The following is a 21081-nucleotide window of genomic DNA, read 5'->3' on the forward strand; positions in this document are numbered from 1 at the left end:
CTGCAGAAAGATTGTCGGCTGCCAGCCAGCCCCCTACAATAAGCGCCATTGTTCACTCAGTCGCAGGAAATCTGTCGCCCATGCGTACCAGCCAGTATTTACTCTCCACTCTGAAAGAAACGCCCGCTGATGCCAGCGTCATCAGTCACCAGCTGATGCTGCGAGCCGGCATGATCCGCAAGATCGCTTCCGGCCTGTATACCTGGCTGCCCATGGGGCTGCGCGTATTGCGCAAGGTGGAGCAGGTAGTGCGCGAAGAAATGAATGCCAGTGGTGCGCTGGAAGTACTGATGCCCGCCATTCAACCGGCTGAACTGTGGCAGGAATCCGGACGCTGGGAACAGTACGGGCCTGAGCTGCTGCGCCTGAAAGACCGGCATGATCGTGAATTCTGTGTCGGCCCGACCCACGAAGAAGTGATTACCGAGCTGGCCCGCAATGAAATCAGCAGCTACAAGCAATTGCCGCTCAATCTGTACCAGATTCAGACCAAATTCCGCGACGAGATTCGCCCCCGCTTCGGTCTGATGCGCGCCCGTGAATTCGTCATGAAGGATGCCTACTCCTTCCACCTTGATCAGCCTTCACTGCAGCAGACCTATGACCGCATGTACCAGGCCTACTGCAATGTGTTCGAACGCCTGGGTCTGGATTACCGTCCGGTCGTCGCCGACAACGGCTCTATCGGTGGTGAAGGCTCGCATGAGTTCCATGTGCTGGCTGATTCCGGTGAAGACGCCGTTGTTTTCTCGGACACGGGTGACTATGCCGCCAACATGGAAAAAGCAACTGCGCTGCCGCCTCAGGGCGAACGCCCACAGCCGTCAACAGAACTGGCACAAGTCGATACCCCCGATACGACCACTATCGCCGCAGTCAGCGAGCTGCTGGGCACGCATCCCGAACAGAGCGTGAAAACCCTGATCGTACTGGGCCACGCCGAAGAGGGTGAAACCCAGCCGTTGATTGCGCTGGTACTGCGTGGCGATCACGAACTGAACGAGATCAAGGCAGAGAATCACCCGGCAATTCATGCGCCGCTGACCATGGCCAGTGAGAGCCGGATAGAACAGGTCATCGGCTGCAAACCAGGCTCGATCGGCCCGATCAAACTACCAGTTCGAGTAATTGCCGATCACAGCGCCGCCCATCTGGCCGACTTTGTTTGCGGTGCCAACGTCGATGGCCAGCACTATACCGGCGTCAACTGGGAACGTGACGCGCACTTTGACGAGATCGCCGACTTGCGCAATGTGGTCGAAGGTGACCGCAGCCCGGATGGGAAAGGTCGCTTGCTGATCAAGCGCGGCATTGAAGTCGGGCACATTTTCCAGCTGGGGCAGAAATACAGCCAGGCCATGAACTGCACCGTACTGAATGAGAACGGCAAGGCAGCTACGCTGACCATGGGCTGCTATGGCATTGGTGTATCCCGTGTAGTGGCTGCCGCCATCGAACAGAACCATGATGCCCGCGGCATCCTGTGGCCGGATGATCTGGCGCCCTTCCAGGTCGCTCTGGTGCCACTGAAGATGGAAAGTTCCGACGCCGTTCGAGAAGCCACTGACGCCTTGTACCAGGGCCTGCAGAACGCCGGCATTGATGTGCTGCTGGATGACCGCGACAAGAAAGTCAGCCCCGGTGTGAAGTTTGCCGATATGGATCTTATCGGCATCCCGCACCGCGTCGTGATTGGCGATCGCGGCCTGGATGCCGGAGAGCTTGAATACAAGTACCGGCGCGACAGTGAACCGCGCAACATCCCCAGCGCCGACGTATTGGACTTCCTGATCAAGCAGATAAAGGGCCTCTGAGGCGCAACTGATGAAGCGGCCATGGACCCGGCTTGCCTTGCCCCGCTGGCTGCTCGCCGGCACGCTGCTCTGCCTCTGCGCCCCCTTGTCGGCGCAGAGCGCAAGCGGCACTGCAACTGAAACCGTCGATCCGCAACTGCGCGCTCTCCTGACGGAGGCCGTCAATAGCGCCGACAGCTTCAGCGACCGTTTCGAGGCAGAAGTCTGGTTGCTGGACATGTCCACGCGCATGCGTCGCTTTATTCCCGACGAAGCCGAGCGCCTGGATTTTTTGCGCATGGTCCACCGCGAGGCCCGGCGCGCTGAACTCAAACCGGATATGGTCATTGCAGTCATCCACGCCGAGAGCCTGTTCGACCGCTTTGCCCTGTCCAGCGTTGGCGCCCAGGGCGTCATGCAGGTCATGCCATTCTGGAAGAACGAGATTGGCCGACCGGATGACAACCTGATGGATCTGGCTACCAACCTGCGCTATGGCTGCACCATCCTGCGCTTCTACCTGGACAAGGAAAAAGGCAACCTGCGCCGTGCCCTGGCCCGTTACAACGGCAGTCTGGGCAGCCCGCGATACCCGGATCGGGTTACCGATTACTGGTATCGCTTCTGGTACGTCAACGACTGACACTGATACCGACTACCTGACTACTCCAGCTCGGCACCCTGCTCAGCCAGCGCGGCCAGCAGCTGGGCCTTGTCCTGCGGACCTTCCAGGCTCGCCAGCACCCGGCCTTCCGGGTCCAGCAGATAGGTCGTAGGCAGTACCCGAGGCAAAACCAGCCCGAATTCATCAGCGTAGTCGTGTCCAAGGACACTGAACTCAATGCCCATGCGTTCGCTCAACGCTAGCAGCGCTTCACCTTCTGCGCGATCAAAATGGATGCCAATCACCGCCAGCTGCGGGTAACTGTCAGCCAGGGCATTCAACTCCGGTAACTCATCCCGGCAAGGGGCACACCACTCGGCCCAGTAGTTGACTACCTGATAGCGCCCGGACAGATCACTCTGCGAGATTGGCTCTCCCCGCTGATCCAGCCAGAGGCGTTCACCCTCGCCACAGGCGGTCAGGGCCAACAGCCCGGTCATCAACAACCAGCGACAGGACCAGACCTTCATAGCAACTCCTCTTGATGACACTGATCTTCATCACTACGCAACAACCAATGTTTGACGCTGCCTGCCATGATGGTGTGTCGTTGTTCGGCCAATTGCTCCAGCGCCGCATGAAAATTCCTGTACCAGTTATCGGCATAGGGCATACAGGAAGGCAGCCGGTTCAAGGGTGGAATGGTTTCCGGCAGGTTTTCCAGCAGCTCCGCCATATCCATCTGGTCAAGATCACGGCACAGCACATAACCTCCCTGCTGCGCCCGGGCAATGATGTTCTGCAACTCAAGCTCATCGATCAAACGCAACCAGACCTCTTCCTGCATTGGCCAACCCGCAGCATTGACCCGCGCCAGATCAACCGTCTCTCCGCGCTGATGAGCCAACAAGAAAACACGCAACAGGTTCAGCATGTGCAGCAGCTCGGGTTGCTCGATTTCCTCCCAGGCACTCAGATTACCCAGGTTGCTGACCAGTTCAGCACCAAAGAGCACGATCACCCAACTGATGTAGATCCACAGCAGGAATAGCGGAAAAGCGGCGAAAGCGCCATAAATGACCTGATACCCCGGAAACAGCGCAACGTACAGGGCAAACAGCGCCTTGGCCCCCTCGAACAAAAGCGCGACCAGCATACCTCCCGCCAAGCCATGCCGCAGCGGCACCCGGGTATTAGGCACGGCAACAAAAATCAGGGTAAAAGCGGCGACACTGAGCAGAATCGGTACCCAGTTGAGCAACCAGCCCCAGGCCGTACTGAAAACATCATCGCCACTGAGAAAAGTCAGCGAAGCGACATAGGTGCTGACAACAAACCCCGCACCAATCAGCAAAGGGCCGAGACTGAGCACCGCCCAGTACAACAGAAAGCTGGAGACCCCGCGCCGTGGCTGGCGAATACGCCAGATAGCATTGAAGGCCTTCTCGATGTTCACCAGCATGAGAAATGCCGTAACAATCAACAGGGCAATACCGACACCGGTCAACTGACGTGCCTGCTGGGAGAACTCTCCCAGATATTCCTGCACGGTCGCCCCGGTGGAGGGTACAAAATTGCTGAAAATAAAGTCTTCTACTTGACCACTGACCTGATTGAAAGCCGGTATGGCCGCCAACATGGCGTAGGTCACAGTCATCACCGGGACCACGGCAAACAAGGTTGTATACGTCAGGGCTGCAGCATTCTTGGCACAATTGTCTTCGCCAAAGCGGCGCACCATGTGTTTGGCGAAATACAGTAACAGATTGATTTGACGTGGCATTCAAGCTCCCTGACAGCGCGCCCATTTAGCGCTTAGAATAGCCTTCATGCCGGCGTGATGGAAACCGGCGCTACTTTGCAACGGAGGTTAGCCATGTCTAGCGTACAGATCTACCACAATCCACGCTGCTCAAAATCCCGTCAGGCCTTGGCCTTGCTGGAAGAACAAGGGGTTGATCCAGAGATTATTCACTACCTGGACACACCACCCGATCACGCCACGCTGAGCGAGCTGCTGTTGACCCTGGGCTTGACCGCACGTGAGCTGATGCGCACCAAGGAAAGTCTCTACAAAGAGCTCAAGCTGGACAATCCCGAACTGACCGAGGCCGACCTGGTGCAGGCGATGGCCGATTACCCCAAACTGATTGAACGTCCAATCGTGATCAGGGACGGCCAGGCAGTCGTTGCCCGACCGCCGGAAAAACTGCTGGAGCTGTTTGCATGAAGGCAGGCTATATTCTGGTGCTTTATTACAGCCGTCATGGCGCCACTGCCGAAATGGCCCGCGCAATCGCTGATGGCATCGAACAGGCTGGCATGGAAGCACGCCTGCGCACCGTTCCTGACGTCGGTCCGCAAACCCGTGAATTGCAACCGTCGGTTCCGCCAGAAGGTGCCATTTATTGCACCGAAGATGACTTGCGCCAGTGCGCCGGTCTGGCGCTGGGCAGCCCGACGCGCTTCGGCAATATGGCAGCGCCACTGAAGTATTTTATTGATGGCACCAGTAGCCTGTGGCTGTCCGGCAGCCTGATTGGCAAACCCGCCGCTGTGTTCACCTCTACCGCCAGCCTGCATGGCGGACAGGAAAGCACCCTGCTTTCCATGCAACTGCCCTTGCTGCACCACGGCATGCTGTTGCTTGGCCTGCCTTACAGCGAAGCCGCCTTGACCCGGACCCGAGGTGGCGGCACGCCCTATGGCGCCAGCCACCATGCCGGCAGTGATGGCAAACGCAAGCTCGATGATGATGAACATCACCTCTGCCGTGCCCTTGGCCAGCGCCTGGCAGCGACCACCCGTCAACTACAGGCCGGAGCCTTGCATGCGTCGTAACAAACCCCTGCCCAGTCTGGACTACCTGCTACCCCGCGCCCGTGGTGCTCGCCTGCTGGCTGCCCTGGGCTACTACGGCCTGGCAATCACTTTGGCTATCTACAATGCACTCTTTGCCAACCTGCACGGCGCCAATCCGAATGTAATCATTGGTGTATTGCTGTTCCCGCTGTTGATTTTTCTGCCCGGCATCATCACCGGCAACCCCCGCGTGCACGCCTGGTTGTGCTTTGCCATCAATCTGTATTTCATCTACGGGGTACTGCTTTGCTTCCAGCCGGGCAATGGGCTCTATGGTGCCCTGGTCGTGTTTTTCAGCAGCCTGTGCTTTTGCGCCAGCGTGGTGTATGTGCGCTGGAGCTTTCAGGCCAAACGCGTACAAGCCGGGGACAAATACTGAGTCACCACCCCATCACCTGCTTGATAAAGGGCACCGTCAGGCGTCGTTGTGCTTGCAGTGACGCCTGATCAAGCTGCTCCAGCAGGTCAAACAGCTCACTCATGCTGCGCCCGGCCCGGCTGAACAGGTAACGCACTGCGTCCTCGGACAGTTGCAGCCCGCGGCGCTCAGCACGCATGATCAACGCTGCCTGCTTGTCAGCATCACTCAATGGCTGCAACTGATAGACCAACCCCCAACTCAGACGCGACGACAAATCGGGTAACTGCAGGCCTAGCTGACGCGGCGGAGCATCGGCCGCCAGCAATAAACGGCCTCCCTGCTCCCGCACCCGGTTATAGAGATGAAACAGTGCTTCTTCCCAGGCGCTGTCCCCGACTACCGCATCCAACTGGTCGAGGCAGAGTAAATCCAGGCTTTCGGTTCCTTCCAGCAGCGACGGGCCATGCTGCTGCAGTTCGGCCAGAGGGAAATACATGGCCAGGCCGTCCCGTTCAGCCAGTTGATGGCAAGCCGCCTGCAGCAAATGCGAACGCCCACTGGCCTGCGCACCCCAGAGCAACATGACCGATTCATCCAGCTGCCGGGCCGGATCAGCCAATCGTGCCACGGCCTCAACGCAGGCCAGGTTCGGCCCGGGATAGAAATTCACCAGCGTGGCATCGTCACGCAGCTTGATACCCAGTGGCAGCTGCAAGGGTTGACCTGCCGTCATCCGTACCTCAACGCCAGTCAAAATAAAGGGTGCGCTCACGCTGGCGAGCTGCCGCAGTGGCCTCGGCCAATGCCTGGCGTTGCGCGGCCAAGGCGCCAGGGGTTGGCAATTCTCCATCTGCGGGCAAGCGCCGGTCAATTTCCTGCCCGGCTTCCTGCTGCGGGGCCGCAACCGGATAAAGACGCTGATCCAGCGCCAGCAGCCGCAACAGTTGTTCACGCTCGCCAGCAAACGTCAGCGCCAGGGTCAAAGTGTCATCGCTAATACCCAACAGTTGCAGACTGCCCTGAGCGCCCAACTGGGCGAGGCTGCGTTGCAGGCTGGCGTAGGTTTGCAAACCTTCGACGCCGCGCACGACCAGGCGCCACTCCTGTTCGCCTCCGGTTTCACGTTTCACGGGTACTACGGCGTAGCCGGCGTGCACCTGATTGGCAATCGCCAACATCAACCTGTCGGCCTGCTCCGCCTGGTTGGCAGCAGCCTGACGCTGCTGATTGTGGTTGCCATCCAGCCATAAGTGCCAGGCAACCTGCCAGTCATCCTCAGCGGCATCCACACTCAAAGCCACCAGCCCTTCAGCGGCATAGCGCTCACTGGCCGCACGCAACACCTCGGCGTTGCCACTGCGAATATCCGCTTCACTCAAAGCCACCTGATCCTGCAGATCACCCAACGGCAGCAACAATGCCACGCCACGATGGCTGGCAGCCTTGCGCAAGGCATCAGCCCATTCACTGCCGGGTGCCAGCATTTCATCTCCCAGCGACCCATTGACTACCCCCCAGAGCAAAACGCCGGGGCGGTTGCGTCCGAGCAATGGCAGCGCGGTTTCCGCCAGCAAATCGCGCAGCAGAGCCGGTTCAAATTCGACCAGCATACGACCAGACTCGCTGCGTGAACCGACCCGGCGCATCAGCTGACGGGGATCCTGCAGGGCACGCTGAATCGGTTCTGCGGACAAATCCAGCTCAGGTCCGGCAAGGCGCGTCAGCATGATCTCGGCGGCCTCCAACTGGAGTTGTTCACGGCTGGTATCCGCGTCACCCTGCACCTCGACCTGGTACAAATCTTCCAATACCGCCGCCGACAAGGAAGGAACCAGGATAAACAGGGAAAACAACAGAGCGAGCAAGGGTTGCAACAGGTGCTTGTACATCGGGCGCTATCCGCTTGGCAATGACATCCACACCGGCTGGTGCAGATCGAACACATACATTAAACAAGCCATCGCATGGCGGCAACCAATACGCTTGTCAGCATGGTTCTGCCCGGTGTGAATTGCTACACTATGCGCCTTGTCCAGCCCCTATGCTCAGAGAATCCCGCATGACAGACCAGACCTCGTCCAAGCCCTCGATCAGTTACAAGGATGCAGGGGTCGATATCGACGCCGGCAACGCCCTGGTTGACCGTATCAAGCACGTTGCCAAGCGCACGGCACGGCCGGAAGTGCTGGGCGGGCTGGGTGGCTTTGGCGCCCTGTGCGAAATCCCTGCCGGCTACAAGCAGCCGGTCCTGGTATCAGGCACCGATGGTGTCGGCACCAAACTCCGCCTGGCAATGGACCTGAATCAGCATGACCGTATCGGTATTGACCTGGTTGCCATGTGCGTCAATGACCTGATTGTCTGCGGGGCCGAGCCGCTGCTGTTTCTTGATTACTACGCAACCGGCAAGCTGAACGTCGACATTGCTACCGACGTAGTCACCGGTATTGGTGCCGGTTGCGAGCTCGCCGGTTGCGCCCTGGTCGGCGGGGAAACCGCTGAAATGCCCGGCATGTATGAAGGCGAAGACTATGATCTGGCCGGTTTCTGCGTCGGTGTCGTGGAAAAAAGCGAAATCATTGACGGCAGCCGGGTTGCCGTTGGCGATACGTTGATCGCTCTGCCCTCCTCGGGCCCGCACTCCAATGGCTACTCACTGATCCGCAAGATCATTGAAGTTGCCGGCGTCGACATCACCGGGATCGAGCTGGATGGTCAGCCGCTGACCGACCTGTTGATGGCGCCCACGCGGATTTACGTCAAAGCCCTGCTGCAACTGATTCGTGAAACCGGAGCGGTCAAGGCCATGGCGCATATCACCGGTGGTGGCCTGCTGGAAAATATCCCGCGCGTCCTGCCCGAAGGCAGTGGTGCCCACATTGACCTGAGCAGCTGGCAACGCCCGGCCGTATTCAACTGGCTGCAAGAGCAGGGCAACGTGGACGAAACCGAAATGCATCGGGTACTCAACTGTGGCGTAGGCATGGTTATCTGCGTCGCCGCTGACCAGGCCAGCACGGCCCTGCAGGTGTTGCAGCAGGCGGGTGAACAACCCTGGGTGATCGGTCAGATTACCGCAGCCCAGGGCAGCGAAGCCGTAACCTTGAGCCAGGGGCCGCTGACGTCGTGAGCTGCCGCATTGTCGTCCTGATTTCCGGTTCCGGCAGCAACCTGCAGGCACTGATCGACCAGCTCGACACGCCGGCTGACATTGTCGGCGTGATCGCCAACCGACCGCAAGCGTATGGATTGCAGCGCGCAGCCGCTGCCGGCATTGCCAACGAATGCCTGGACCATCAGGACTACACCAGCCGAGAAGCCTTTGATCAGGCACTCATGGCGCGGATTGATGCCTATCAGCCCGACCTGGTGGTCCTGGCCGGTTTTATGCGTATTCTGACGCCGGAACTGGTCAGTCATTACCGTGGCCGCATGCTGAATATTCACCCGTCCCTGCTGCCCAGGTACAAAGGCCTGCACACGCACCAGCGCGCTCTGGAAGCTGGCGATGTCGAGCACGGCGCCACCATTCACTTTGTGACCCAGGAGCTGGATGGCGGCCCGCTGGTAGTTCAGGGCCGCGTTAGTGTGCTGACAAATGACAATCCCGAGACGCTGGCGGCACGCGTACAACTGGTCGAGCACCAACTCTACCCGCTGGCTGTGAACTGGTTTGCCCAGGGTCGCTTGCGGTTTGACGCAGAGGGTGCCCGACTGGACGAGGAACTGATTGGTCCCGATGGACTCAGAATGGAAGACCACCTGCAACTCAACGAGGCCTGATTGTGTCATTACGCCCGACTCTGCCTGCTCTGACCGCCAGCCTTTGGCTTGGTGCCAGCCTGATCCAGCCCGCCCAGGCGGATGAGCTGATCAACGCTGTACCGCTGAAGCCCTTCGATGCCAGCTACACCGCTGATATGCGACGCGTGCCGGTGAATGGCGAAGCCACCCAGCAGCTGGAACAGAATGCCGATGGCAGCTGGACTCTGACTTTCTACGCCGGCATGTTTGTCGCCCGCCTGACGGAAACCAGTCAGTTGCAACTCGACAACGGACAGCTCAAACCTTTGAGCTATCACTACGAACGCAGTGGCCTGGGCCGTAACCGGGAAACGCGTCAGACCTTTGACTGGGACGCCGGCAAAGTAACAGGCACGCATCGTGATGACCCAGTGGACCTGGCAACCGAGGATGGTCTGCTGGACAAAGCCAGCTACCAGATGGCGCTGCGCCGTGACCTGCAAGCAGGCAAGGAAGAGCTGCATTATCGCGTGGTCGATGGCCGCAGTATTGATGAGTACGAATTCGAAGTGGTCGGCAGCAAACAGGTCGAGACCGCTGTGGGTGAATTTGCTGCAGTGGAAGTCGTTCGGGTACGTGATCCGGATGCCAGCCGTCAGACCACCCTCTGGTTTGCCAAGGACTGGGACTACCTGTTGGTTCGCCTGAGCCAGACAGAGTCCGATGGCCAGCGCTATCAGATCATGCTCAAGGAAGCCACCATCGATGGCGAAGAAGTACGGGGACAGTAAGTCCTGATCGGGTCAACCCCGAGACAATAAAACGGCAGCCATTGGCTGCCGTTTTATATTGTCCAACGAAACAATCAGCTCAATCGGGTCGCCAGTGTCGCAACGTGCTTGCCCTGAAAGCGGGCAATTGCCAGCTCGCGCTGGTCTGGCTGGCGCGAACCATCACCACCCGCCAGCGTTGTAGCGCCATAGGGCGTGCCACCGCTGACCTGGCTGATATCGAATAGCTCGGGAGTGCCATAACCAATCGGAACAATCACCATGCCGTGGTGGGCCAGTGTGGTCCAGGTGGAGGTAATGGTCATTTCCTGGCCACCGCCGGTACCGGTCGAAGCAAACACACTGGCCAGCTTGCCGAACAGCGCGCCTTTGGCCCACAGGCCGCCGGTCTGATCAAGGAAAGTACGCATTTGCCCGCACATATTGCCAAAACGGGTAGGAACACCGAACAGTATCGCGTCGTAATCAACCAGTTCTTGCGGACTGGCAATGTCAGCCGCTTGTTCGGTTTTACCACCAGCCGCTTTGAAGGCCTCGGTGTCCATGGTTTCCGGAACACGCTTGAGGGTCACTTCAACCCCGGCGACGGAACCTGCACCCTCGGCAACGGCTTGAGCCAGGGTTTCAACGTGACCATACATCGAATGATACAACACCAATACTTTAGCCATGGGAGACTCCTTACTGGCCAGTGCCAGTCATATTTGAGAACGGCCCCATGATTGCATTGATAATCAGATCAATCGAATCAATATTCCAGACATAAAAATCGAATAAGTAGATAATCAAGCACCGCTATACGGCGCTTGATTATCTTGTCAGGCGGCTCAGGCTCTAAAGCTTTCACCCGCCTCCGCACGGCGAACCAGCCCGGCAGCAGGTTTCCAGAACTCACCCTGCTCCGCTTCCAGTTGGCGGATTTGCTTGAGCACCTCATCCAGACCCAGGCTATCAGCATATTTCATCGGGCCACCCTTGTCGGCCGGAAAGCCATAGCCATACAGGTACACACGATCAATGTCTTCAGCGCTTTCGGCATAACCTTCATCCAGAATCCGCGCGCCTTCGTTGACCAGCGCCAGAATGCAGCGACGAACAATTTCTTCATCACCGATATCGCGCTGAGTGTAGCCGGCCTCTTCAGCCACTTCACGCGCCAGCATATCCGTTTCCGGGTCATGGATAGCCTGCCGGCTGCCTGGCTCGTACTTGTAAAAACCGTGCCCGGATTTCTGCCCGAAACGCTCCATTTCACACAATTTGTTGTCCAGCCAGACAATCGGCTCACCACGACCAACACCGGCCAGTTGACGCGAGCGCCAACCCAGATCGATACCTACCACGTCGTACATGCGATAGGGGCCCATAGCCATGCCGAACCCCTGCAGAGCCTGATCCACTTGCCAGGGCGTGGCGCCTTCCAGCACGACCTCACGGGACTGGCGGGAATACTTCTCAAGCATGCGGTTGCCAATGAAACCATGGCAATTGCCCGCCAGCACGGCTTCCTTCTTGATCGTCTTGCCGATCGCAAGGCAGGCATCCAGCACATCCTGAGCCGTATCCTTGCCACGCACCACTTCCAGCAATTTCATGATGTGGGCCGGGCTGAAGAAATGCAGCCCCAGCACTTGTGACGGCCGCTTGGTTGCGGAAGCGATTTCGTCGATATTCAGATAAGAGGTATTGGAGGCCAGAATACCGCTGGGTTTTACCGCAATTTCCAGCTCGGCAAAGATTTTCTTTTTCAGGTCCATGTTTTCATACACGGCCTCGATCACCAGATCCATGTCCGCCAGATCGGCATAGTCCTGGGTAGTGGTGATGCGCGCGACACGGGCATCAGCCTCGGCCTGATCAAAACGCTCCTGAGCAACGGACCGCTTGTATACCTTGCCAATTTCCTCGACACCTTTTTCCAGCATCTCGGCATTAACGTCCAGCCAGGTGACCGGATAACCCACATTGATGAAGTTCATCACGATGCCTCGCCCCATGGTACCGGCACCGATTACCGCAACCTTTTTGATTTCTTCAAATGACGCCATCTTGCCTGTCTCCTGACTAGGGTGAAAACCGGATAGGTTACGCAAAAGCGGCGGAGTTTTGTAACCCTTACCACTAATAAAAGGTATTCACGCAACCTATAATGACCAACCGGTCAAAGCATCACGCCCCCAACGTTTGCTGGCAACCCCGCCAAAACAACCTCTTGTCGCTCACATGGCAGCTTTTTCAACAATTTCGCGCTATGGTTTGCCTTGTGGCAGGAAAACCCCCCTGGGTAAAGGGGTGATCTGCCAGCGTCAGTCGCCTGTTTTGAAAGCCAACAACCAAAGGACTTGTTATGTGGGACTTCGAGCCTGGCCGTGCTCTCGGCCTGATGTTTAAAACCATGCCATTCATTCTGTTTCGTCTTGGCATATACCTGGGCGCCGCCCTCGCTTACATGGTAATGACCGGTGTCGGTGCCGGTGTCGGCTATGGGATCGGCAGCCTGGGCAGTGAAGGCTTTCGTGCCGGCAGCACTTTCTGGGGTGGCTTAATCGGCTTTGGTATTGTCGGCGCCGTCATGTATTGGCTGCGCGAGTACCTGCTCTATGTCGTCAAAGCCGGCCATCTGGCCGTCCTGGTCGAGCTAATGGAAGGAAAAGAGTTACCCGCTGGCAAGGGGCAAATAAACTATGCCAGTACCGTGGTCAAGGAACGCTTTGCCCAGGCCAGTGTTCTGTTTGCAGTCGATCAGTTGATCAAGGGGGTACTCAGAGCCATTGTAGGTTTGACCCGGTCAGTTTTCCGTATGTTGCCAATCCCTGGCGGGCAAAACCTGTTGCGCATACTGCAAGCCTTTCTCAAGGTAGCGGTCGGCTTTATCGACGAAGTGATTCTCGCCTATTGCATCAAGACTCGCTCCACCAATGCCTGGGCCTCTTCCCGTGAAGCCCTGGTTCTTTATGGCCAGAATTACAAATCCATGCTGAAAAATGCCGCATGGATCACCCTCATGATCTATCTGCTCTATTTTCTGGTCTTTCTGGTCATGCTCGCGCCGGCAGCCCTGATTGCCTACCTGATGCCCGGCGGCTGGTCCGCTGCAGGCGTCGTATTTGCGTTCCTGCTGGCATGGAGCATCAAGGCTGGCGTTCTTGAACCCTTTGCAATTACCTGCCTGATGCAAGCCTACTTCAAGGCCATTGAAGGCCAGGAACCCAACCCGGAATGGGATGCCAAGCTGGATGGAATGTCCGCCAAGTTCCGCAAGCTCAAGGACAAGGCCGGAGAGTCACTGGGCAAGGCCACAGGTACCGCAACCCAGCCAGCGCCTGAGCCGGCGGTAACCGCTGGAGATCCACCACCTGGCAACTGATTGCCGCCATGCCCAGGCACCCTTGCAGTCTGGGGCATGGTACTGAAAATCAAGGAAAATCATTTGCCTTAAATGGACTGATCCGTTACATTAGCGCGCCTTGATTGCTCTCCCGGAGACGTCAAGGCATGCGGAGAGGTGGCCGAGTGGCTGAAGGCGCACGCCTGGAAAGTGTGTATACGTTAATAGCGTATCGAGGGTTCGAATCCCTCTCTCTCCGCCAGACAAATGAAAAAGCCCCAGCTTTCGCTGGGGCTTTTTCATTTGTGCGGTGATCAAACTGATGAGAAGCTTACCTCCCTTCACCCTGCCAACCAACAATTGAAGAACCATCATGGAAGATAGCCGCCTGCACACCCTGGACCGGGCAACCAGCCTTGGTCTTATCATCATCGCCGTCATGCAAGGCTATGCGCTGTATGCCCTGCACCTGGCCATCGACCACGAGCACTGGCTGGCCGCCGACCAGCGCTGGCTCAAGGCGTTATACACCCTGACAATTGGTCTGCCGGCCTTCTACCTGATCAGCATTGTGCAACTGCGTGGACGCATCAATTTGCTGCCTCTGCTATTGGCACCACTGCTCTTCTGGCTCGGCTGGCATCTTGGCTGGGTCGAACAGATGCCCGAAACAACGCGACAACGCCACCAGTTTACCTTCGCGTTCTGTATGGCTGCAGGGGTAGCCCTGTTCATCCTTGCGCTGTTCTTCCGCAGCGGCGCTGCCAACGGCACATGGCCGACGGCCTATCAGCCACTGCTGGGGTATTCATGGGAGCATGCCCTGACACTCGCCCAACTGGGCCTGTTCGTCGGTGTTTTCTGGGCGCTGCTGTGGCTCTGGGCCGCCCTGTTTGACGCGATTGGCCTGGGCTTTTTCAAATCGCTGTTTCAGGAACCGGCTTTTATTTATCCGGTTAGCTGGCTGGTCATCGGTTTGGGCCTGGTGATGATTCGCAACCGCTTCCGCTTCATCGCCAACGTACGCTTGATGTGCGAAGCGCTGATCAAGGCACTGCTGCCACTGGTAGCCCTGATCATTCTGCTGTTTTTTGCCGTACTCCCCTGGACCGGATTGCAGCCCATCTGGGATACCGGCAAGGCCGCGCAAATGCTGATGGCCCTGATGTTGACCCTTCTGCTGTTCTTCAATGCGGTCTTCCATCAGCCCCGTGACAAACCACCCTACCCGGCGTGGCTTCGCGGCCCGATCCTGCTTGCAGTGGTGCTGCTGCCGCTTGGCAGCCTGCTGGCTGCCTGGGCGCTCTGGCTGCGAATCGACCAATACGGGCTCACCCTGGACCGGCTCTGGGCCGCTGTGCTGCAAATTCTGACCGCAGCCTTTACCTTCAGTTACAGTCTGATTCTGCTCTGGCGCCGCCATACCGCCCTGCCCAGCCTGCAACGTGCCAATTTATGGTTGGCCTTGTTGGTGGCCGTTGTACTGGTCCTGATCAATACACCGCTGGCTGACATGCGCCACTGGGCCGCCCAGCACCAGGTCAAACGGTTGATGGACGGTCGTACCACAGTAGATGACTTTGACTACGCCTATATACGCTTTCAATTGGGCCAGCCAGGAGATATCGCCCTGCGCGCACTGGCTGACAGCGAGTTTGCCGAGACAAAACCTGATCTGACCCGACGTATCGAGCGTGTACTCGAACAAACCAATCGCTGGAGTCAGGACGCAGTCGTCGATACCGACAGCCTGAGCGAGGTGGCTCTGCAATTTAATGTCAGCCCCGACGACGCCGTACTCCCAGAGTCCTTGCTGGCACTGCTAATCGAGCAGAAATCACCCTGTCTGAGTCGGATCAAGCCTTGCAGGGCTCTGCGCATCGACAATGAACCCAGGTTCCAGTGGCTGATAGAAGTGCACCACGGCTATCAAACGCTGGCGTATACCGAGCAGAACACCGGCTGGCAGCCAACCGGCAGTCTGGAGCGTCTGGGAGCGATACAGGCGCGGCATACAGACGACTGTGAAAAAGTCATGCCTGAGCTCGACCTGCAGCGTATACCGGGGCCACTGACGATCTATCAGAGCGGTCCATGCCTGTACAGTCTGCGGCCAAACCTGGAAGCCGGCCGACACCAGCTTTCCAGCCCCCCCTAGTCAGTCAGGCACACTGAATGAAGGGCTGCCCGACAAGCCCGTACGGCACCAGGGGCAGCCCGAAAGGTTACACTACGGCTTATACGCGCCTGAGCTTGTTTCAGGCTTAGCCTTCACGCGGAAACGTCTGTTTCAGCCATTGCCGCAGATCATCACCAAGGTGAAATTGGGGATAGGACCAGCTCTCTTTTTTCATCCCGATTTCTTCTTCCCAGGCTCTTATTTGCGTACTGACCTGTTTGAACATGGCGTCTGGATCAGTGAATGACAAGCCAACGCTCTGGTACAAAGCCTTGGTGAACCAGGTCATTTCCGAGTCATCGCCACAGCCAAAGGACGTGCGGTCTTCGCGGGCGGAGGCCAGTATCAGGGTGTCGTTGTCCTTGAGCTCATTGGGCCAGTGGCCGGCATAGCACGCTGACACGACCAACACTTTGCGCCGAGCATCAAGTGGCTCAAGCATCTTGGCAAAGTCCTGGGGCGACAGGTTCGGCAGATCGATTCCGGGCTGACGCAACAACAACTGGCCGTCACTCCCGCCATGGCTGACCAGGTGAACGACCAGCAGGTCTTCCTCCGGATTCATTTGCTCATCCAATGCCTTGAGTGCTGATGCAATAGACGGCCGGGTAGCCAGGGGAAAGTTTTTGTACGCTCGATGATTGAGCAGCATGATAGAACGATTCTCCAGATCAAACTGCGTCTGCAAGCCATTGGTGGCCACCTGGATGTCGCGCATGAATACGGATTCTGTGCCGTCCCCGCCGACAGCCAGGAAGTAGACATCTGTCTCGCCCGATCTTTCCGCTGCCAGGCTTTCGATCTGCTGATTCAGACGCTGGTGGTTCTCAACCAGAATCTGCTCGGTAAGAGGGGCTGGCAGGTCTTCCGCGACGTATTCTTCGCGATCAACCAATTCACCATATTCCCAGGTGCCTGACAGGCTCTCCGTAGTCTCGAGCCCATCGGTATACGAAAAGGTGCCCTCGCCATGGTAAGCCCACTGATGGAATTCACCCTCATAAGTACCAAAGTCGGTAACGTGCTGCCCTTTTACCGGAACGCCGTCGGCGAATTCGGCGATATAAACTCCGCCTGGGACGTCGTAACGACCATGACCGTTGAAGTCATCATTCTGGAATGCGCCCTCATAACGGCTGTCATCATCTTCATACACGCCCTGCCCAGCCATCTGCCCTTTCTCGAACTCACCTTCATAGCGCCAGCCTGCAGGCGACTCAAGCTCGCCCTGACCATGCCAGTAGCCATCGCGGAACTCACCGCGGTAGGTCAAACCACTGGCAAAGCGCTGAACGCCCTGGCCATGGAAAAGTCCTTCGCGAATATCGCCGGCATACGTGCTGCCATCAGGCAAGCGTGCATCGGGTGACAGCAATGGTGGGGCGTCGCAAGCCGTGAGCAACACCACGGCGATCAGAGGCAGAGCAATACGCAAGGGGCGCATAAAATCAGCATTCATGTTTGTCATCGAGTCACAGTCGGAATGAGGGGTTTATCTGACGTCGCCACAAAGCGCTGACGGCCAGAAGCATTACCAGCATCAGCAGACTCCAGGAGCTGGTAGTCGGGACATTCATGATCGCCCCGGCTGCCAGCACTACCGTCAATGTCGCGCTGGCAATACCGCTGGAGCCTGAAGACGTGGCCAGCTCACCTGAAATGCTGTTATAGATGGCTGGTGTATTGGCGCTCACGTCGACCAGAATCACACAGGTGCCACCTGCCGCCACTGTACCACCGGTATAAGCGACGGTAGCACTCCCCGGTACGGTAGTGAGGGTTCCACCGGTGCAGGTGGTAGAGCTGTTTGATGGTGTCGCCACGACCAGACCCGCGGGCAGGTTGTCCGTAAAGCTCAACCCGGTCACCGGCAAAATTCCCGCACTGTTGTCGATAGTGAATGTCAGCGTGCTGGCCACGCCGGCATTGACCGTAGCTGGCGAGAAACTCTTGGTAAAACCAGGGGGCAAAGGCAATACGGTTACCTGCAAATCATCGCTCGCAGGTGGGGCATCCGTGGGGACGCCGCCGACAATACCGGAAAGGTTGCTTGTGATATTGGGGTAATCACCCGGTGGGGCGCCGGCTGGCACCTGCAGGGTAATATCAATAGTGCACGATCCACTGGCCGGAAGTGAGCCGCCGGTCAAGGTCAGAAGGCTGGTACCACTCACCTGGGAACCTGCGCCGCAAACATCTGCCAGCGGCAGCCCCTGTGCCGCAAGACCGGTAAGCGTTGCATCAAGGTCGTCAGTAAAGGCCAGGCTGGTCACCGCAGAACTGGTGAAATTTTCCAACGTGAAGCGCAGCGTTACCATGCCGCCAGCAGACACCGGGTCATCAATGAACCCTTTGGAAATCGCCAGACGGGTGACTTCAAGATCATCAGTGGCACTACCGCTGTTACCGGCAGTAGAGGTAAGGTCACCGGACACGTTGGTGTAAATGCCAGGCGTCGACGCAGTCACATCCACGGCAACCTGACATGAGTCATTCGCCCCAACACTGCCACTGAGCAGAGTGATCGCGGTGCTGCCGCCTGACGCGGTCACTGTTCCTGCGCACGAATTACTCACACTCGGCACACCGGCAATGGTGACCCCGGCGGGCAGGTTGTCAGTAAACTCAAGGCTTTCAGCCGGGAGGGGCTCTGCCGTGTTGTCGATCGAAAACGTCAGGCGCGAGATGCTTCCAGGCGTGATGACCTCCGGAGCAAAGGTTTTCGAAAAAGTCGGCATTGCAATGGCTGGCGATGCAGCAAACAGGCTGAGCACAGCCAATAGAACTGAACAGACAACTGGCGTATGGCGTTGGAGCGATGGAGAAATCAGGTTCACGGTTCTGGTCTCAGAGAAATTGACCAATGAATAGTAGCATTCGAGAGTACCAGGAACCTGATTCCGGTTATATCAACGTGCAGCAACCCAACACGCTTGCCACCATCTACAACTGTGCGGCAAGGGCGCGCGCCTTGCGCAACCAACGGTCCCGCTGTGCTGGCGTCGAACCCAGTATTGGCCCCATCAGCAAGCTCCGGACCGGGCGGATGCCACAGAACTCCAATGTCGTCACCTTCATCTGACGCACGGCTGGAGCACCATAAACCCAGCGAAAATACCAGGGGGGCGTATCCATCGTGATCAGCAAGTGAGCCGACCTTCCTTTCAGCAGTTGCTGAGGAAACTGTTTGTCAGCTACATACCGGAAGGCAAATCCGGGGAGAAACGTACGGTCCAGGAAGCCCTTCATCAGAGCTGGCGTACTGCCCCACCAGACCGGGTACACAAATACGAGATGGTCAGCCCATAACATCCAGTCCTGAGCCGCCTGCAGGTCGGGCTCCAGCACCTGCTCCGACCGATAACCGTCGTGCAACAGGGGGTCGAACGCCAGTTGATCCAGCCGCAACCACCTGACCTGATGCCCGCTCCGTATTGCCTCCTCCGCATAAGCCTCGGCCAGCGCAGAACCATAGCTCTGTGCCGAAGGATGTCCCACAACCAGCAAAATACGCCTGTCACCCATATCAGGTCTCCCGATCAGTGCATGATCGCAAGAGTGTGCACCTTGCCCCTAGGGGCAGAGTCAAGGGTGTCCGTTGGGCATATTTTCCATATGTGTGCGGGCCACACCTTCACACAGCGCTTGCGAGGTATTCGCTGACTCGGCCAGGCACAGCCGTATATCCGCTCCAATCCGGTCGACTTGCAGTTCAAGCTGTTCCAGCTGGCGAATAGTGTTGCGTATGGCCGTTTTCTTTCGATCCAGCTGCTGCAGCAACGTTTCCCAATCCGGCTCTACCTGATCAGCCTTTAGTGCAGAACCAAGTTCCGTGAGCGTGAAACCGAGCACTTGCGCCTGACGGATGACCTGAATCTGTTGCACATGCTCTTCACCATAGACCCGATAGGCGCCTTTCCGGGGGACCCTAGGGAGCAATTTCCGGGCCTCATAGAGCCTTATTGCCTTCGGGGATGCACCTGTGCGTCGCGCTAATTCGCCGATAAGCACCTGATCACCTCCATGCAGAATATGTCGAAAAACCAGCCAGCAGAATTGCAATGCACCGGATCCAGTGCCCATTCACCCCCTTGAAGCGGCAACGCGCTGGCTTCACGGCGAGCATGGAATGCGGTAAACAACTCGAGCGAGCGTGTAGCGTCACGACCTCACCTTCGCTCGCTGAAGCGCCAGGCGCGTCAAGGGAGGCCCGATGATTTCGAATACCACTGTCGCCCCCAGTACCACTGGCAGCAGCACAGCAGCGCGATCAGGAAACTGTTCGGCGGCGACCAGCGCCATACCCACCGCGACGCCAGCCTGGGGTAACAATGCAACACCCATCCAGGGGCCAGAACCTTTGGGCATGGCGCTCCACTTTGCCCCCAACGAGGCACCAAACATGCGCCCGCAGACACGCGCAAGAATGTAAGCGGTGCCAAGCAAGCCCACTGCCGCCAGCGCATCCAGTTTCAATGCTGCCCCTGCCAGCAGGAAAAAGACCAGCATAAAAGGCCACTGAATATGCTCGATGGCGTGAAAAGGCCGGGCATGATGGCGGGCAAGATTGGCCACTACCGCACCCATGACTACGGCGGCAAGCAGGAAAGAAACCTCAAACCAGCGCGCGGCGCCCAGGCATAAAAAGACCAGACCCAACGCCTCGGCCAGGGTCGGATCGCCCGGCGAGACCCGCCCGGTAGCAAAGGCAGCCGGGACGCCCAGGACCACGCCCAGGACCACGGCCCCGCCGATATCCCATGCCCCGTGACTCAGCGCAGCCATGCCGCTACCGCCATCGATCATCGATGCTGCAGCCATCATCAGACTGAACATGAGTACCCCCCAGGCGTCGTCCACGGCCACAACCCCCAGGAGCGTATCGGTAAACGACCCCTTTGCACCGCTCTCACGCACAACATCCGTCGTCGCCGCAGGTGCCGTTGCAGTCGCCAGGGCACCCAGCAGTAAAGCGAGCGCCAGGTCGTCGGTCACCAACCAGACTGCAGTGAACACGAGGGCTGCGGTGAAAATGGTGACAGCAAGAGACAACGCCAGTACATCACGCCCATGACGTTGCAAAGTCCGTCGGCTCAAATGCCCGCCCAGCAGGAAGCCGACCATGGTCAGAGCAACCTGGGAAACGACATTGAACCACTCGGTACCTGCAGGGTTCAGCCAGCCCAGCAGCGACGGGCCCAAAGCTACGCCAGCAATGATCAATAACGTCACGCGAGGAATCGGCGTATGCCGCCCCAACGATTCGGCGGCCAGGCCAACCAGAAAAATGAACCCCAACAGAACAAGCCCCGAGGTCAGGTCGGTCATGGTTACTCCTGAAGCCAGTGAGTGATACAGGGTCGACAACCTGCCGCGGTCACCGATTTACATCCTGCCATCCAGAAACACTCATGAACAA

Annotated in this window: 21 protein-coding genes and 1 tRNA gene; 11 read left to right on the forward strand and 11 right to left on the reverse strand. The window is 58.0% G+C overall.

Annotation, left to right across the window (positions count from 1 at the left end):
- The first annotated feature begins 80 nt into the window (after positions 1-80).
- Together BLU07_RS09810 and BLU07_RS09815 are read left to right on the forward strand one after the other, a co-directional pair.
- Positions 81-1814: a proline--tRNA ligase gene (locus BLU07_RS09810; protein WP_092386460.1), complete on the forward strand. Its 1734-nt coding sequence runs from the start codon at positions 81-83 to the stop codon at positions 1812-1814.
- Between the two features lie 10 nt (positions 1815-1824).
- Positions 1825-2436: a lytic transglycosylase domain-containing protein gene (locus BLU07_RS09815; RefSeq protein WP_092386462.1), complete on the forward strand. Its 612-nt coding sequence runs from the start codon at positions 1825-1827 to the stop codon at positions 2434-2436.
- 20 nt (positions 2437-2456) lie between these two features.
- Here the strand turns inward: BLU07_RS09815 and BLU07_RS09820 are convergent, their stop codons facing one another.
- Together BLU07_RS09820 and BLU07_RS09825 are read right to left on the reverse strand one after the other, a co-directional pair.
- Positions 2457-2927 (reverse strand): TlpA family protein disulfide reductase, encoded by a 471-nt coding sequence (locus tag BLU07_RS09820; RefSeq protein ID WP_092386464.1) that lies wholly within the window; start codon positions 2925-2927, stop codon positions 2457-2459.
- On the reverse strand, positions 2924-4180 hold the full coding sequence (locus tag BLU07_RS09825; RefSeq protein WP_092386466.1) for a YihY family inner membrane protein: 1257 nt from the start codon (positions 4178-4180) through the stop codon (positions 2924-2926). Before BLU07_RS09825 ends, BLU07_RS09820 begins: the two co-directional genes overlap by 4 nt.
- A gap of 93 nt (positions 4181-4273) precedes the next feature.
- Between BLU07_RS09825 and arsC the strand changes: the two genes are divergently transcribed.
- Genes arsC through BLU07_RS09840 form a run of 3 tightly spaced genes read left to right on the forward strand, consistent with a single transcriptional unit; the run spans position 4274 to position 5638 of the window.
- Positions 4274-4627: an arsenate reductase (glutaredoxin) gene (gene arsC, locus BLU07_RS09830; RefSeq protein ID WP_092386468.1), complete on the forward strand. Its 354-nt coding sequence runs from the start codon at positions 4274-4276 to the stop codon at positions 4625-4627.
- Positions 4624-5238, forward strand: coding sequence for an NAD(P)H:quinone oxidoreductase (gene wrbA / locus BLU07_RS09835; RefSeq protein WP_092386470.1), 615 nt, complete (start codon positions 4624-4626; stop codon positions 5236-5238). Before arsC ends, wrbA (BLU07_RS09835) begins: the two co-directional genes overlap by 4 nt.
- Complete coding sequence (locus BLU07_RS09840; RefSeq protein WP_157719168.1) at positions 5228-5638, forward strand: DUF2069 domain-containing protein; 411 nt, start codon at positions 5228-5230, stop codon at positions 5636-5638. The genes wrbA (BLU07_RS09835) and BLU07_RS09840 overlap by 11 nt, the downstream gene beginning before the upstream one ends.
- Position 5639: 1 nt before the next feature.
- Here the strand turns inward: BLU07_RS09840 and hda are convergent, their stop codons facing one another.
- Together hda and BLU07_RS09850 are read right to left on the reverse strand one after the other, a co-directional pair.
- Positions 5640-6353, reverse strand: coding sequence for a DnaA regulatory inactivator Hda (hda, locus tag BLU07_RS09845; RefSeq protein WP_092386472.1), 714 nt, complete (start codon positions 6351-6353; stop codon positions 5640-5642).
- A gap of 7 nt (positions 6354-6360) precedes the next feature.
- Positions 6361-7509, reverse strand: a complete 1149-nt coding sequence (locus tag BLU07_RS09850; protein ID WP_092386474.1) for a DUF2066 domain-containing protein — start codon at positions 7507-7509, stop codon at positions 6361-6363.
- 170 nt (positions 7510-7679) lie between these two features.
- Here BLU07_RS09850 and purM point away from each other — a divergent pair, with 170 nt between their 5' ends.
- Genes purM through BLU07_RS09865 form a run of 3 tightly spaced genes read left to right on the forward strand, consistent with a single transcriptional unit; the run spans position 7680 to position 10155 of the window.
- Positions 7680-8750, forward strand: a complete 1071-nt coding sequence (purM, locus tag BLU07_RS09855; RefSeq protein ID WP_092386476.1) for a phosphoribosylformylglycinamidine cyclo-ligase — start codon at positions 7680-7682, stop codon at positions 8748-8750.
- Positions 8747-9403: a phosphoribosylglycinamide formyltransferase gene (purN, locus tag BLU07_RS09860; protein WP_092386478.1), complete on the forward strand. Its 657-nt coding sequence runs from the start codon at positions 8747-8749 to the stop codon at positions 9401-9403. Before purM ends, purN begins: the two co-directional genes overlap by 4 nt.
- A 59-nt stretch (positions 9404-9462) precedes the next feature.
- Positions 9463-10155: a DUF3108 domain-containing protein gene (locus BLU07_RS09865; RefSeq protein WP_092389756.1), complete on the forward strand. Its 693-nt coding sequence runs from the start codon at positions 9463-9465 to the stop codon at positions 10153-10155.
- A gap of 74 nt (positions 10156-10229) precedes the next feature.
- Here BLU07_RS09865 and wrbA (BLU07_RS09870) read toward each other — a convergent pair whose 3' ends face one another.
- On the reverse strand, positions 10230-10826 hold the full coding sequence (gene wrbA / locus BLU07_RS09870) for an NAD(P)H:quinone oxidoreductase (RefSeq protein ID WP_092386480.1): 597 nt from the start codon (positions 10824-10826) through the stop codon (positions 10230-10232).
- Positions 10827-10982: 156 nt separating this feature from the next.
- Entirely contained in the window at positions 10983-12203 is a 1221-nt protein-coding gene (locus tag BLU07_RS09875) for a 3-hydroxyacyl-CoA dehydrogenase (protein WP_092386482.1), read from the reverse strand.
- A 299-nt stretch (positions 12204-12502) separates the two neighbouring features.
- Between BLU07_RS09875 and BLU07_RS09880 the strand changes: the two genes are divergently transcribed.
- The 3 genes from BLU07_RS09880 (at position 12503) to BLU07_RS09890 (ending at position 15641) form a co-directional block, all read left to right on the forward strand.
- Positions 12503-13522, forward strand: coding sequence for an ABC transporter ATP-binding protein (locus tag BLU07_RS09880; RefSeq protein ID WP_197674992.1), 1020 nt, complete (start codon positions 12503-12505; stop codon positions 13520-13522).
- 132 nt (positions 13523-13654) lie between these two features.
- Positions 13655-13745: transfer RNA gene (locus BLU07_RS09885), tRNA-Ser, on the forward strand.
- Between the two features lie 111 nt (positions 13746-13856).
- Positions 13857-15641 (forward strand): DUF4153 domain-containing protein, encoded by a 1785-nt coding sequence (locus BLU07_RS09890; protein ID WP_092386484.1) that lies wholly within the window; start codon positions 13857-13859, stop codon positions 15639-15641.
- A 106-nt stretch (positions 15642-15747) separates the two neighbouring features.
- On the opposite strand, the gene BLU07_RS09895 is transcribed toward BLU07_RS09890, so the two are convergent.
- The 5 genes from BLU07_RS09895 to BLU07_RS09915 form a co-directional block, all read right to left on the reverse strand.
- Positions 15748-17121 (reverse strand): C13 family peptidase, encoded by a 1374-nt coding sequence (locus BLU07_RS09895; RefSeq protein WP_172830110.1) that lies wholly within the window; start codon positions 17119-17121, stop codon positions 15748-15750.
- Between the two features lie 13 nt (positions 17122-17134).
- A complete protein-coding gene (locus BLU07_RS09900; protein WP_157719169.1) occupies positions 17135-18400 on the reverse strand; it encodes a DUF7933 domain-containing protein in 1266 nt (421 codons plus the stop codon).
- 205 nt (positions 18401-18605) lie between these two features.
- On the reverse strand, positions 18606-19187 hold the full coding sequence (locus BLU07_RS09905) for an NAD(P)H-dependent oxidoreductase (protein ID WP_092386490.1): 582 nt from the start codon (positions 19185-19187) through the stop codon (positions 18606-18608).
- A 60-nt stretch (positions 19188-19247) separates the two neighbouring features.
- Positions 19248-19745 carry a MerR family transcriptional regulator gene (locus tag BLU07_RS09910; RefSeq protein WP_157719170.1) on the reverse strand — a complete coding sequence of 166 codons (498 nt, stop codon included), beginning with the start codon at positions 19743-19745 and terminating at the stop codon, positions 19248-19250.
- Positions 19746-19823: 78 nt separating this feature from the next.
- Entirely contained in the window at positions 19824-20990 is a 1167-nt protein-coding gene (locus BLU07_RS09915) for a cation:proton antiporter (RefSeq protein ID WP_092386494.1), read from the reverse strand.
- Between the last annotated feature and the right edge of the window lie 91 nt (positions 20991-21081).

This window comes from Halopseudomonas salegens (assembly GCF_900105655.1).
In the GTDB taxonomy this organism is placed as follows: domain Bacteria; phylum Pseudomonadota; class Gammaproteobacteria; order Pseudomonadales; family Pseudomonadaceae; genus Halopseudomonas; species Halopseudomonas salegens.

What these genes read in the sequence shown, in the direction of transcription:
- BLU07_RS09825 (WP_092386466.1), bottom strand. Translation starts at nt 4,180, where the DNA reads ATGCCACGTCAAATCAATCTGTTACTGTATTTCGCCAAACACATGGTG.
- BLU07_RS09890 (WP_092386484.1), top strand. Translation starts at nt 13,857, where the DNA reads ATGGAAGATAGCCGCCTGCACACCCTGGACCGGGCAACCAGCCTTGGT.
- BLU07_RS09880 (WP_197674992.1), top strand. Translation starts at nt 12,503, where the DNA reads ATGTGGGACTTCGAGCCTGGCCGTGCTCTCGGCCTGATGTTTAAAACC.
- BLU07_RS09910 (WP_157719170.1), bottom strand. Translation starts at nt 19,745, where the DNA reads ATGGGCACTGGATCCGGTGCATTGCAATTCTGCTGGCTGGTTTTTCGA.
- hda (WP_092386472.1), bottom strand. Translation starts at nt 6,353, where the DNA reads ATGACGGCAGGTCAACCCTTGCAGCTGCCACTGGGTATCAAGCTGCGT.
- BLU07_RS09810 (WP_092386460.1), top strand. Translation starts at nt 81, where the DNA reads ATGCGTACCAGCCAGTATTTACTCTCCACTCTGAAAGAAACGCCCGCT.
- BLU07_RS09840 (WP_157719168.1), top strand. Translation starts at nt 5,228, where the DNA reads ATGCGTCGTAACAAACCCCTGCCCAGTCTGGACTACCTGCTACCCCGC.
- BLU07_RS09850 (WP_092386474.1), bottom strand. Translation starts at nt 7,509, where the DNA reads ATGTACAAGCACCTGTTGCAACCCTTGCTCGCTCTGTTGTTTTCCCTG.
- BLU07_RS09875 (WP_092386482.1), bottom strand. Translation starts at nt 12,203, where the DNA reads ATGGCGTCATTTGAAGAAATCAAAAAGGTTGCGGTAATCGGTGCCGGT.
- purM (WP_092386476.1), top strand. Translation starts at nt 7,680, where the DNA reads ATGACAGACCAGACCTCGTCCAAGCCCTCGATCAGTTACAAGGATGCA.
- BLU07_RS09895 (WP_172830110.1), bottom strand. Translation starts at nt 17,121, where the DNA reads ATGAATGCTGATTTTATGCGCCCCTTGCGTATTGCTCTGCCTCTGATC.
- wrbA (WP_092386480.1), bottom strand. Translation starts at nt 10,826, where the DNA reads ATGGCTAAAGTATTGGTGTTGTATCATTCGATGTATGGTCACGTTGAA.
- BLU07_RS09820 (WP_092386464.1), bottom strand. Translation starts at nt 2,927, where the DNA reads ATGAAGGTCTGGTCCTGTCGCTGGTTGTTGATGACCGGGCTGTTGGCC.
- BLU07_RS09915 (WP_092386494.1), bottom strand. Translation starts at nt 20,990, where the DNA reads ATGACCGACCTGACCTCGGGGCTTGTTCTGTTGGGGTTCATTTTTCTG.
- BLU07_RS09900 (WP_157719169.1), bottom strand. Translation starts at nt 18,400, where the DNA reads ATGCCGACTTTTTCGAAAACCTTTGCTCCGGAGGTCATCACGCCTGGA.
- BLU07_RS09815 (WP_092386462.1), top strand. Translation starts at nt 1,825, where the DNA reads ATGAAGCGGCCATGGACCCGGCTTGCCTTGCCCCGCTGGCTGCTCGCC.
- arsC (WP_092386468.1), top strand. Translation starts at nt 4,274, where the DNA reads ATGTCTAGCGTACAGATCTACCACAATCCACGCTGCTCAAAATCCCGT.
- BLU07_RS09905 (WP_092386490.1), bottom strand. Translation starts at nt 19,187, where the DNA reads ATGGGTGACAGGCGTATTTTGCTGGTTGTGGGACATCCTTCGGCACAG.
- wrbA (WP_092386470.1), top strand. Translation starts at nt 4,624, where the DNA reads ATGAAGGCAGGCTATATTCTGGTGCTTTATTACAGCCGTCATGGCGCC.